Source organism: Pseudomonas sp. PvP025 (assembly GCF_017832155.1).
Lineage (GTDB): Bacteria > Pseudomonadota > Gammaproteobacteria > Pseudomonadales > Pseudomonadaceae > Aquipseudomonas.
In genome coordinates this window covers 1,118,095-1,132,021 of record NZ_JAFIBJ010000001.1, presented here as the reverse complement: position 1 = coordinate 1,132,021, position 13,927 = coordinate 1,118,095, and the positions used below count along the sequence as shown (strand labels likewise).

Sequence of the window (13,927 nt, the reverse complement as noted above, 5' to 3'; positions counted from 1 at the left end):
GTCGCCCCTATTTCTGCAGGACGTTTTGAATGACCACCGACAACACCACGCGCAATCCGATCGAAGATGTCTACCCGCTGTCACCGCTGCAACAAGGGATGCTGTTCCACTCCCTGCTGCACGAGGACTCCGGGGTGTACCTGATGCAGGATCGCTACCGAATCGGTGGGGCCATTGACGAGACCGCGTTTCTTGAAGCATGGCGCCAGGTGGTGGCGCTGCACCCGTCGCTGCGCGCCAGCTTCCAGTGGAAAACCCAGAAGCAGCCGGTGCAGGTGATCCACCGCGAGGTCAAGGTGCCCCTTGATACCCTCGACCTGCGCGGGCTGGCGCCCCACGAGCAGCAGGCGCGCATTCGTGTGCTGCTGGAGGATGAGCAGAAAGTCGGTTTCAACCTGTCCAAGCCGCCGCTGATTCGTTTTCGTCTGGTGCGCCTGGCCGATGAGGCCTATGAATTCATCCGCAGTTTCCACCATATCCTGATGGACGCCTGGTGCATTTCCCTGGTGACCGTGGACTTTCTCAAGGTCTACGAGGCGCTGTGCAACCAGCGCACGCCGCAGATCAGCGCCCCCCGGCCGTTTCGCGACTACATCCAATGGCTGCAACGCCAGGACGCGGGCAAGGCCGAGCAGTTCTGGCGCGGCCAGTTGCACGGGCTCAACGCGCCGACGCCGCTCACCGTGGACAACGGCGTGGCGCGCGACCGCTATACCGATGCAGTGCTGGTGGACGATCAACTGATCCACCTGGACGCGCAGCACACCCAGGCGCTGGCCAGTTTCTGCCGCAGCCGCCGCATCACCCCCAACACCTTTTTCCAGGGCGTGTGGTCGCTGCTGCTGGCGCGCTACAGCGGGCAACGCGACGTGGTGTTCGGCGTCACCGTGGCTGGGCGTCCCGCCGAGCTCACCGGCGTCGCCGAAATGATCGGCCTGTTCATCAACACCCTGCCCTTGCGCGTCAGCGTCGATCCCGAGGCACGGCTGGGCGACTGGCTGGGGGACTTGCAGGCACTCAACGTGCAGATGCGCGACTTCGAGCACACGCCGCTCACCGATATCCAGGGCTGGAGCGACTTCCCCCGTGGCGAAACCCTGTTCGACAGCATCCTGGTGTTCGAGAACGCCCCCATCGATGAGCAGATTCTCGACGGCGGCTTTCAGTTCAGCCTCGACGGCATGGACCACAGCGTGCACACCCACTACGGCTTGACCGTGGTGATCCTGCCCGGCGAGCAACTGGGCATCCGCGTGTCGTACGACCGCGAGCGCTTTACCGCCGAGACGGTGCAGCGCCTGCTCGGCCACCTGGCCAGCCTGGTGCGCGGCATGCTCGCCGCGCCAGAGGCAGCGCTGGGCAGTTTCGAGCTGCTGGCCGCCGATGAACGCGAGCAATTGCTGGGCGACTGGGCGCTCAACCGCCACGACTTTGCGCTGGATAAAAGCTACGCCGAACTGTTTGCCGCCCAGGTCGCCGAACGCGGCGATCAGGTGGCCGCGATCTGCGACGGCCAGTCCCTGACCTACGCCGAACTGGACCGGCGCGCCACGCGCCTGGCCCACGCCCTGCGTGCGGCCGGCGCCGCCGAAGACCGCTTGGTGGCGCTGCTCGCCCCACGTGGCCTGGCGCTGTTGACCGCAATGATCGCGGTGTTCAAGGCCGGCGCGGCGATGCTGCCGCTGGAGGTCAACCACCCGCCGGAGCGCCTGCGCGAAATCCTCAGCCTGTCCCGCGCACCTTTGCTGGTCGCCAGTGAAGACTGCAGCGGCCTGCTCGATCAGCTGCTCAGCGGCCTCGATCACGCGCCCCGGGCGCTGTTCGCCGAAGCGGCCTGGAACATCCCCAACGATGCACCGCTGGCACTCGCCGGCGCCCCGCACAGCTTGGCCTACGTGCTGTTCACCTCGGGCTCGACCGGTACGCCCAAAGGCGTGATGATCGAACAGCGCAGCATGCTCAATAACATCTTCGGCAAAGTCCCGGCCCTGGGCCTGAACGCCGCTGACCGCATTCCACAGACCGCGTCGGTGGCCTTCGATATCAGCGTGTGGCAGTTCCTCGCCGCCCCGGTACTCGGCGCCACCGTGCACATCCTGCCGGACGAGGTCGCCCACGACCCGCAACGCCTGCTGCAGGTGCTCGCCAGCGAGCGCCTGAATGTGCTGGAAATCGTCCCGAGCCTGATGCGCACCCTGCTTGCGCTGTGCCCGTGCGACTTGCAACTGCCCGACCTGCGCTGGGTGCTGCCCACCGGCGAAGCGCTGCCGCCGACCGTGGCCCGCGACTGGTTTGCGCGGTTCCCCGCTATCGCGCTGATGAACGCCTACGGCCCCGCCGAATGCGCCGACGACGTGGCGTTCCAGCCGATCACCGAAGCGCCGCACGCCAGCGTCAGCCACATGCCCATCGGCAAGCCCACCGCCAATAACCGCCTGTACGTGCTCGATGAAGCACTGCGCCCGGTGCCCGTTGGCGTGGCCGGGGAAATCTGCGTCGGCGGCGTCGGCGTGGGTCGCGGCTACCTGCACGACCCGCAGCGCAGCGCCGAAGCCTTCATCGAGCATGCGCAGATCGACGGTCGCCTGTACCGCACTGGCGACCTTGGCCGCTGGCGTGCCGACGGGGTGATCGAATACCTCGGTCGCCGCGACCAGCAGGTCAAGCTGCGCGGGCACCGCATCGAACTGACCGAAATCGAACACCGTCTGGCCCAGCACCCGAACGTGCGCGAAGCGGCCGTGCTGCTGCGTGAAAACAGCGTGGGCGAAGCCTGGCTGGTGGCCTACTGGTCGGCCCATGACGAAAGCCTGGGCAACCATGGCTTGAGCGAACACCTGCGCGCGCAGTTGCCGCCGTACATGGTGCCGGCCGCCTTTGAATGCCTCGACCGCCTGCCGCTGAACAACAACGGCAAGGTCGACCGCAAGGCCCTCGCCGCGCTGCAACTGACCTGGCAGGCAGACGCCAGCGAAAGCCTCGCGCCGCGTAACGAACACGAAGCCGCCATTGCCGCCATCTGGGCCGAAGTGCTGGGCCGCGACAGCGTGGGTGTGGAAGACAATTTCTTCACCCTCGGCGGCCATTCACTGCTGGCGACGCAGATCGTCGCGCGCCTGCGCAGCACGTTCAAACTCGAGCTGCCGCTGCGGGTGCTGTTCGAACAGCCCACCGTCGCGCTGCTGGCGGTGGCCATCGCCGAGCGTGAGGCGCAGGCCGCAGCACCGCAAGCCGTCGCGGCCGATTCGCTACAGGCCAGGCCACGCCCGGCCCTGCTGCCGTTGTCGTTCTCCCAGCAACGCCTGTGGTTTATCGAGCAACTGACGCCCGGCACCACGCTGTTCAATATCCCGTTTGCCCTGCGCCTCAGCGGGCAACTCGACGTGGCAGCCCTGCACGCGAGCCTGAATGACCTGCTGGCGCGCCATGAAATCCTGCGCACCGGCATTCGCAGCGTGGACGGCGTGCCGAGCCAGCACATCAGCGCGGCGCTGAACATCGAGCTGCCGTTCGAAGACCTGTCGAACCTGGCCGCCACCGCCCGTGAAGGTGCGCAATTCAACGCCCTGCAAGCCACCTTCGAACACCCCTTCGACCTGACGGCGCCGCCGCTGCTGCGCGCGCGCCTGCTCAAAGTGGCGCCGGACGAACACGTGCTGGGCATTGCCCTGCATCACCTGGTGTCCGACGCCTGGTCGGCCACCATCGCCCTGCGTGAGCTGGCGCAAGGGTACGAAGCCCGCCGCCACGGCGCCGCCGCGCAATTGCCGGCCCTGCCCCTGCAATACGCCGACTTCGCCCTGTGGCAGCGTGATCACCTGCAAGGCGCTGAACTTGCGCGCCAACTCGACTACTGGACGCGCACCCTTGACCGCCGCGACCAGGACGCCAGCCCCCTGCTGGCCTTGCCCACCGACCATCCACGGCCGTCGGTGCAGAGCTACCGCGCGGGGCTGGTGCAACGCGAACTCAGCGCCGCCCTCAGCGGCCGCGTGCAGGCACTCGCCAGTCGCCTGGGCACCACGCCGTTCAGCGTCCTGTTCGCAGGCTTTGCGGTATTGATGCACCGCTTGAGCGGCGACGCCACCGTACTGATCGGCACCCCGGTTACCCACCGTGAACAGCCGGGCACCGAAGGCCTGCTGGGGATCCTGCTGAACAACTTGGCGATCCGCGCCGACTTCAGCGCCCAGGCCGATTTCAACGCGGTGGTTGTCCAAGTCGCCACGCGTTTGCGCGAAGGCCTGCAACACCAGGACCTGCCGTTCGAACAACTGGTGGACAGCCTGCAACTGCCGCGCAGCCTCAGCCATGCGCCGTTGTATCAGGTGATGGTTGCGCAGCAATTGGGCATGGAGGCGCGCCTGCAGTTTCCGGGGCTGGCCTTCGAAGCGCTCGACACGCCGCTCAAGCACTCCGAATGCGACCTCGACCTGCATGTGCTGTGCCCGGCGGATGCGCCGATTCAGCTCGAGCTGATGTTCGCCCTCGACCTCTTCACCCAGGACAGCGCACGGCAAACCCTGGCGCGCCTGGAACACCTGCTGGAACAGCTGCTCGCCGCGCCGCAACGCGCGGTCGCCACCCTGCCCTTGCTGATGCCCGCCGAGTGGCAGCGCACGGTGGTGGAGTGGAACCGTACCGAAATGGACGTGCCGCAGCACCTGACCTTCGCCCAGCTGTTCGAGCAGCAGGCCGAGCGCACGCCTGAGCGTGACGCGCTGTGCTTTGAAGGCCAACGCCTGAGCTACGCCGAACTGAACCGCCGCGCCAACCAGGTCGCCCATTACCTGCGCGGGCAAGGCGTGGGCGCCAACCGCCCGGTGGCGCTGTGTGTGGAGCGTTCGCTGGAATTGCTGATCGGCCTGCTGGGCATTCTCAAGGCGGGTGGCGCCTATGTGCCGCTGGACCCGAGCTACCCGGCCGAGCGCCTGGCCTACATGCTCGACGACGCGCAACCGTGGTTGTTCGTCGGCCAGCAGGGCCTGCTCGAGCAGCTGGGCAGCCACCTGCCACGCCTGCATCTGGACGCCGACGCCGCACTGCTCGCCAGCCAACCCGAGAGCAACCCCGCCGCGCTGGCAGGTCCCGATGACCTGGCCTATATCATGTACACCTCCGGCTCCACCGGTAAGCCCAAGGGCACGCTGGTCACCAACGCGTCGGTGGTCAACCTGGCCTGGGCGCGCATTCACGGTCTGTACCGGCGCTACACCGACCAGCCGATGCGCACCAGCTTCAACTACTCGTTCGCCTTCGACAGCTCGGTGGCCGAACTGATCCTGCTGCTCGACGGCCACAGCCTGTACCTGACCCCGGAAGACGTGCGCTACGACCCGGCCGCCCTGGCGCAATTCTTCAAGGACACACGCCTGGACGCCTTCGAATGCACCCCGGCGCAGCTCAAGAGCCTGCTCGAAACGGACGGTGTGCGCCGTGGCGAGACCTACCTGCCGCGTTTCGTGCTGTTTGGCGGCGATGCGGTGGACGCGCAGCTCTGGCAACGTCTGCCGTCCATCGCCGGCAGCCGCTTCTTCAACACCTACGGCCCCACCGAGTGCACCGTGGACGCGACTGGCTGCGCAGTGGATGACTTCCCGCAGCGGCCGATCATTGGCCGGCCGATTGCCAACGTGCGCACCTACGTGCTCGACGCGTTCCTCAACCCGCTGCCGGTGGGTGTGCCCGGCGAGCTGCATATCGGCGGTGCCGGCGTGACCCGCGGCTACCTCAACCGCGCCGAGCAGACCGCCAAGGTATTCATCGACGATCCTTTCTCGCCGCTGCCAGAGGCACGCATGTACAAGTCCGGCGACCTGGTGCGCTGGCTGCCCGGTGGCCAGCTCGAATACCTGGGCCGCATGGACCATCAAGTGAAAATCCGTGGTTTCCGCGTGGAGCTGGGCGAAATCGAAGCCCTGCTCGGCGCGCAACCCGGCGTACGCCAGGCGGTGGTGCTGGCCCGTGAAGACGTGCCCGGCGACAAGCGCCTGGTGGCCTACGTCAGTTGCGCCCAGCCCGACCTCAGCGCGTGGCGCCACGCCCTGGGCGCCGCCCTGCCCGACTACATGGTGCCGTCGGCCTTTGTGGTGCTGGACTCGTTGCCCCTGACCGATAACGGCAAACTCAACCGCAAGGCCTTGCCCGCGCCGCACACCCAGGCCGAGCCGGACGCCACGGACCCGCCGCGCACCGACGCCGAATGCCAGCTCGCCGCCCTGTGGGCCGAGCTGCTGAAGCTGCCGTTGAGCGCAATCGGGCGTGACAGCCAGTTCTTTTACCTGGGTGGCCATTCGCTGTTGGCGGCCGTGCTGTTTGCGCGCCTGCGTCAGCAATTTGCCACGGTGCCACCGCTGCGGGCGGTGTTCGAGCATCCCACCTTGCAGGCGCTGGCGGCGTTGCTCGCGCAGCCGCTGCAAACACCCCGCGACACCTTCGTGCCCGCCCCGCGCCCTGCGCGCCTGCCGTTGTCGTTCGAACAACAGCGCCTGTGGTTCCTCGAGCAACTGAGCGGCGCCAGTGAGTACAACGTGGTCAGCGCCGTGCAGTTCGACGGCGAACTGCACGTACCGGCGCTGCAAGCGGCGCTGAACCACGTGATTCAACGCCACGAAATCCTGCGCAGCCGCATCGTGCGTGAGCCGGCCGGTGAACTGGCGCTGGTGATCGAACCCCACGTCGAGCTGACGCTGGCCACGACGCACTGGGACGCCGTCACCGACACGCACTGGCAGCAACTGAACGAAGACGCGATCCAGGCCGCCACCGCGCAGCGTTTTGACCTGGCCCGTGAAGCACCGATTCGCGCGCGCCTGCTCAAACGCAACAGGCAGGCGTTGCTGGTGCTGACTCTGCACCACTGCGTGAGCGACGATGCCTCCACGCAGAACCTGCTCGACGAACTGGCCCGCTGCTACAAAGGCGAGCAGCACAGCCTGCCGGCGCTGGCCCTGCAATACCCGGATTACGCGCTGTGGCAGCGCGAAGCGGCGCAGCAGGCGCGGTTCGACAGTCAGTTGGCCTACTGGCGAACGCAACTGGAGGACGGCAGCTACCAGCTGGAACTGCCCACCGACCAGCCACGCCCGCACCTGCTCGACCCGCGTGCCGGCTCGGTGCAGCTGCAATTGCCCGCCGAGCTGACCTCACGCTTGCGCCAGTTTGCCCAGCAGCGCGGCGCAACCCTGTACATGCTGCTGCTCAGCGCCGCACAACTGTTGCTGGGACGCTACGCCAACCAGCGCGATGTGCGCGTCGGCAGCCCGGTGGCGCAGCGGCCATTGGCCGAGTTGCAGCCGCTGATCGGTTGCTTCGTCAACACCCTGGTGATGCGCGCCGACCTGGCACCGGGGCTGGACTTCGCCGGCTTGCTCGACCAGGTGCGCAACACCGTGCTCGACGCCCAGCAGCATCAGGACGTGCCGTTCGATCAACTGGTCGAACACCTCGCGCCCGAACGCAGCCTCGGCCAGACGCCGTTGTTCCAGGTGCTGTTCGTCATGCAGAACGGCACTGCCGACGCCAGCCAGTGGCCGCACTTGCAGGTGCGTGAACGGGCAGTGACGGCCGCCGCCACCAAGTTCGACCTGAACTGGGAAGTGCACGACGGTGAAGTGCTGTCGGTGTTGCTGGAATACCGCAGCGCGCTGTTCAGCCAGGCCACTGCTCAACGCTGGTTGACGCAATGGCAGGCACTGCTGCAAAGCATGCTCGACGCACCGCAGATGCTGATCGCCGACTGGTCGCCGCTGACCGACGCCGAGCGCCTGCAACAGCAGGCGTGGAACGCCACCCAACGGCATTACCCCGGCCCGACCGACCTGCGCACGGCCCTGAGCCAACAGGCGGCACTCACGCCGAATGCGCCTGCGTTGATCTTCGAAGACCAGCGCCTGAGCTACGCCGAGCTGGACCAGCGCGCCCAACACGTCGCCCGTGCCCTGCGCGCGGCCGGCATTGGCCGCGAATCGATTGTGCCGGTGTGCATGGAGCGCTCGGCGGAGATGGTGGTGGCCTTGCTCGGCATTGTGCATGCCGGCGCCGCCTGGCTGCCGCTCGATCCCGAGTTGCCGGCCGCGCGTCTGGCATTCCTGATCGAGGATGCAGATGCTCTGGTCACGTTGACCCAGCCCCAGTGGCTGTCGCACCTGCCCGCAGGCCATAGCGCATGGACGCTGGACGCACTGCCCGACGCGGGCAACGTCGAACCGCTGAAGATGCAGGCCAATGACCTCGCCTACGTGCTGTACACCTCCGGCTCCACCGGCCAGCCAAAAGGCGTGATGAACGAACACGGCGCGCTGATGAACCGCCTGCACTGGATGCAGGATGCCTATCCGATTGGGCCTGACGATCGCGTGCTGCAAAAGACGCCGTACAGCTTCGACGTGTCGGTGTGGGAATTCTTCTGGCCGCTGATCACTGGCGCCACGCTGGTGGTGGCGCGTCCCGATGGCCATCGTGACCCGGCCTACCTCAGCCAACTGATCCAGCAGGAACAGGTCACCACCCTGCACTTCGTGCCGTCGATGCTGCGCGCGTTTGCCGAAGAACCGAGCCTGGCCGCCTGCCGCAGCCTGCGTCAGGTATTCGCCAGCGGCGAGGCGCTGCCAGCGGATCTGGTGCAGTGCTTCATGAGCCGCCACCCGGCGGCGCTGGTCAACCTGTATGGCCCGACCGAAGCGGCGATTGACGTGTCGGTGTGGCGTTGCTCGGTCGACGACCCTGTGGTGCCGATCGGCAAGCCCATCGCCAACCTGCAGTTGCATATTCTGGATGACCAGCAGCAGCCGTTGCCCATCGGTACGGCCGGCGAACTGTATATCGGTGGCGTCGGCGTTGCGCGCGGCTACCTGAAACGCGACGACCTCACCGCCGAACGCTTCCTCACGGTGAACGGCGAACGCCTGTACCGCACCGGTGACCGTTGCCGCTTCCTGCCTGACGGCAATATCGACTACCTCGGCCGCCTCGACCATCAGGTCAAGCTGCGCGGCCAGCGCATCGAACTCGGCGAAATCGACGCTGCCCTGCTGGCACGGCCGCAGGTGCGCGAAGCCGCTACTTTGCTGCTCGACCAACGTCTGGTGAGTTTCTGGAGCGGTGACGCCAGCGAAGCCGAACTGCGCGCGGCGCTCGCCCGCGAACTGCCGTCCCACCTGCTGCCGAGCCTGCTGGTGCAGCTCGATCACCTGCCGCTCACTCCCAACGGCAAGCTCGACCGCAAGGCGCTCGCCGCCATCCGCCTGCCCGACGCAAGTCGCGAGCAGCCGCACCGTGCGCCGCGCAACGCCAACGAAACGCTGCTGTGCGAGGTGTTCAGCGAAGTACTGCAATGCCCGCAGGTGGGCATCGACGACCACTTCTTCCAGCTTGGCGGTCATTCCCTGCTGGCCACGCAACTGGTCGCCCGGGTGCGGGAACGCCTGGGGGTGACCTTGCCGTTGGCACGGGTATTTGCCCAGCCGACCGTCGCGGCCCTGGCCGCGCAGCTGGACGACGCCTTGCCGGGTGAACAGATCACGCCGCAGCCACGTCCGGCTGCCCTGCCGCTGGGCCTGGCGCAACAGCGGTTCTGGATGCTCAGCCGACTGGTGCCACAATCGCGCGAATACCACATGCCGTTCGCGCTGACCTTGACCGGTGCGCTGAACCTGCCGGCCTTGCGCGCCGCCTTTGATCAGCTCAGCGAGCGCCATCTGGTGCTGCGCAGCCGCATTAGGGAAGTCGCAGGCCAGGCGCAGTTGCTGATCGATGCGCAAGGCCCGGCGCTGCAGGTGACATCGGTTGCCGAGCGCGACTGGGACAGCGCGTGCAACCGCGCGCAGACCGAGTTGATGGCCCCCTTCGACCTGGCAAACGCCGCCCCCTGGCGCGCGCATTTAATGCACCGCCAGGGCCGCGACGAGCACCTGCTGCTGGTGTGCCTGCACCACAGCGCCACCGATGGCTGGGCCATGCGCCTGCTGATCGACGAACTGGCCCAGGCGTACCGCGCCGGGCTGCACGGGCAGGCGCCCGACTGGACGCCACTGCCCATCGACTACGTCGACTTCGCCCTGTGGCAACAGCACCCGCACACCCAGGCCCGGCGCGCGGCCAGCCTGACGTACTGGAAAAACCACCTGGGCGAGGACGACTACCGCCTCGAATTGCCGCTGGACCAGCCACGCGCCGCTGAAGCGGATCGGCGTGCCGGTCAACTGAATCTCAGCCTGGGCCGCGAACGTTCGGCGGCGATTCGCCACTTCGCGCGGCAGCGCGGCACCACGCCGTACGTGGTGCTCGCCAGCGCCTTGAGCGCCCTGCTGGCCCGCTACAGCGGCCAGCGCGATATTCGCCTGGGCACTCCGGCGGACCAGCGCGACCAACCGCAAACCCAGACCCTGCTGGCCTGCCTGGTCAATACCCTGGTAATCCGCAGCGACGTCGACCAACAGGCCCCGGCCGCAACCCTGCTGGCTGCGATAGAAGCCGATCTGCGCGCGGCCCAGGCCCATGCCGACCTGCCGTTCGCCAGCCTGGTCAGCGCCGTGACCCAGCGCCGCGACCTCAACCGCACGCCGCTGTTCCAGGTGCTGTTCTCCCTCAATCACGGCCATATGGACAGCCGCCAATGGCCGCGGCTGGCCCTTGAAGAACGCACCCTGCCGGCCATCGACGCCAAGTTCGAACAAAGCTGGGAAGTGCACGACGACGGCAGCGACATGACCCTGGCGCTGGAATACCAGGCCGCGCTGTTCAACCCCGCCACGATGCAACGCTGGAGCGCACAATGGTGTGCGCTGCTCGATGCACTGCTGGCAACGCCGGAGCGCGCGTTGGTCGAGCTGTTCCCGCAGCAGCAGGATCAGGCGCAGCTGGCGCAATGGAACGCCACCGAGCGGCATTACCCTGGCCCGACCGACCTGCACACGGCCCTGAGCCAACAAGCCGCACTCACGCCGAATGCGCCTGCGTTGATCTTCGAAGGCCAGCGCCTGAGCTACGCCGAGCTGGACCAGCGCGCCCAACACGTCGCCCGCGCTCTGCGCACCGCCGGCATTGGTCGCGAGTCAATTGTGCCAGTGTGCATGGAGCGCTCGGTGGAGATGGTGGTGGCCTTGCTCGGCATCGTGCATGCCGGTGCTGCCTGGCTGCCGCTCGATCCGGAACTGCCGGCCGCGCGCCTGGCGTTTTTGATTGACGATGCGGATGCCCGGGTCACCCTGACCCAGCCTCAGTGGCTGTCGCACCTGCCCGCAAACCATACCGCCTGGACGCTGGACTCACTGCCCGCGGCTGACAACGTCGAACCGCTGAACGTGCAGGCCAACGACCTCGCCTATGTGCTCTACACCTCGGGTTCCACCGGCCAGCCCAAAGGCGTGATGAACGAACACGGCGCGCTGATGAACCGCCTGCACTGGATGCAGGATGCCTTTGCGATTGGGCCTGACGACCGCGTGCTGCAAAAGACGCCGTACAGCTTCGACGTATCGGTGTGGGAATTCTTCTGGCCGCTGATCACCGGCGCCACGCTGGTGGTGGCGCGTCCCGATGGGCACCGTGATCCGGCTTACCTGAGCCAGTTGATCCAGCAGGAGCAGGTCACCACCCTGCATTTCGTACCGTCGATGCTGCGCGCGTTTGTCGAAGAACCGAGCCTGGCCGCCTGCCGCAGCCTGCGTCAGGTGTTCGCCAGTGGCGAGGCGCTGCCGGCGGATCTGGTGCAGCGTTTCATGAGTCGCCACCCGGCGGCGCTGGTCAACCTGTATGGCCCGACCGAAGCGGCGATTGACGTGTCGGTGTGGCGTTGCTCGGTGGACGACCTTGTCGTGCCGATCGGCAAGCCCATCGCCAACCTGCGCCTGCATATTCTGGATGAGCAGCAGCAGCCGTTGCCGATTGGCAGCATCGGCGAGCTGTATATCGGTGGCGTCGGCGTTGCGCGCGGCTACCTGAAGCGTGACGACCTTACCGCCGAACGCTTCCTCACGGTAAACGGCGAACGCCTGTACCGCACCGGCGACCGCTGCCGCTTCCTGCCTGACGGTAATATCGACTACCTCGGCCGCCTCGACCACCAGGTCAAGCTGCGCGGCCAACGCATCGAACTGGGCGAAATCGATGCCGCGCTGCTCGGTCAGCCGGGCGTCAGCGGCGCCTGCACGCTGGTGGTCGACAATCGCCTGGTGGCGTTCTACAGCGGCGCTGCAGCCGAGACGGCGCTGGGCGCCGCACTCAGCGGTCAACTGCCGGCTTATATGGTGCCTGTCGTGTGGGTGCAACTGCCAAGCCTGCCGCTGACCACCAATGGCAAGCTCGACCGCAAAGCGCTGGCGGCGCTGCCTCTGCCGCAGCACCAACAGGCGTCGGTCGCACCACGCAATGCCCTGGAAGGCCTGGTGTGCCAACTGTTCAGCGACTTGCTCGGCGACAGCCTCACCGGCGGCCGCGCGGTCGGCACCGCGGACAGCTTCTTTGCCTTGGGCGGTGACTCGATCCTCGGCCTCAAGCTGATTTCGCAGTTGCGCGACCACGGTTATGCCCTCACGCCCAAGGACCTGTTCCGCGCCCAGACCCCGGCGGGTCTGGCGCAGCTGATCACGCCGCTGCTGGCCGTGGCCGAGCAAGGCGAAGTCCGCGGTGCGATGCCGTTGATGCCGCTGCATCAATGGTTCTTCGACCAGCAGCAAGCGCAGCCTGCCTACTGGAACCAATCGGTGCTGGCCGACAGCGCGCGTCCACTGCAAGCGGCGCTGGTGCAGAAGACACTCGATCATCTGGTCGCCCATCACGACGCCCTGCGCCTGCGCTTCAATGCCGCGCACGGCCAGTGGCAGGCGGAGATTGCAGCGGTCGAACCGGCGCGACTGACCCTGGCAAGCCAGGCGCAGCAATTACACGAAGTCGCGGGCAGTCTGGACCTGCAACACGGCCCGCTGTTCGCCGCCGCGCTGCTGCAAGGCACGCCACAGCGCCTGTACCTGGTGGCCCATCACCTGGTGATCGACGCCGTGTCGTGGGGGCCGTTGCTGGAAGATTTCCAGCAGGTGTATGCCGCGCTGGAAAGCGGCGCGCCCGTGGTGCTGCCGGCGAAAACCACGTCCTATCGGCAATGGGCCGAGCAGTTGCATGGGCGGGCCGCCAGTGCCGCCGTCGAGCAGCCTTACTGGGCGCGCCAGCTCGCCGTCACGCCGATGCCGCAGGCCACGGTGGCCGAGCGCCAGACCCTCTCGGCGCGCTGGGATGCCACGCGCACCCAGCAATGGCTGACCGAGTCCCACGCCGCCTACCGCACCCAGCCGGAAGAACTGCTGATCGCCGCCCTGGTCGCGACCCTCGCCGAAGCCGAGCAGCGCCAGGACATCGTCGTCGATCTGGAGCGCCATGGTCGCGATGCGGGCTTCGAAGGGCTCGACGTGAGCCGCACCGTTGGCTGGTTCACCACCCTGTTCCCGTTGCGGGTGAATGCCCGAGGCACGCCCGGCGACTGGGTGCGCCAGGCCAAGGAAGCGTTGCGCGCGGTGCCTGGACAGGGCCTGGGATACGGCTTGCTGCGCCTGCGCGGTGCGCTGCCGGCCGGCAACGGTGACGTGCTGTTCAACTACCTGGGCCACGAGCAAGCGCCAGCCGGCTGGTTGCGCGCCAGCACCTTGGCGGCGCCGGCGGAGGTTGCGCCTGCCAACCGTGTGAGCCATGCCCGTGAAGTGGTGGCGTGGCTGGAGGACGGCGTGTTGCAGCTGCATTGGCACAGCATCAGCGCCGAGGCCGACCGCGACCTGCCCGCGCGCCTGCTGACGCACCTGCAAGCGCTGCTCGAACATTGCCTCGATCCCCAGGCGGGCGCGCTGATGCCGTCCGACTTTCCGTTGGCCAAGGCACTGAATCAGAAGTCCCTCGACACGTTGCTGGGCAAGCTCAAGAGCAAACCGAATTCCTGAGA

At 67.2% G+C, this 13,927-nt stretch carries 1 protein-coding gene; it reads left to right on the top strand.

The window, feature by feature from the left end; translation table 11 throughout:
* Positions 1-29: 29 nt before the first annotated feature.
* Complete coding sequence (locus tag JOE32_RS04460) at positions 30-13,925, top strand: non-ribosomal peptide synthase/polyketide synthase (RefSeq protein WP_209981811.1); 13,896 nt, start codon at positions 30-32, stop codon at positions 13,923-13,925.
* Positions 13,926-13,927: the final 2 nt, after the last annotated feature.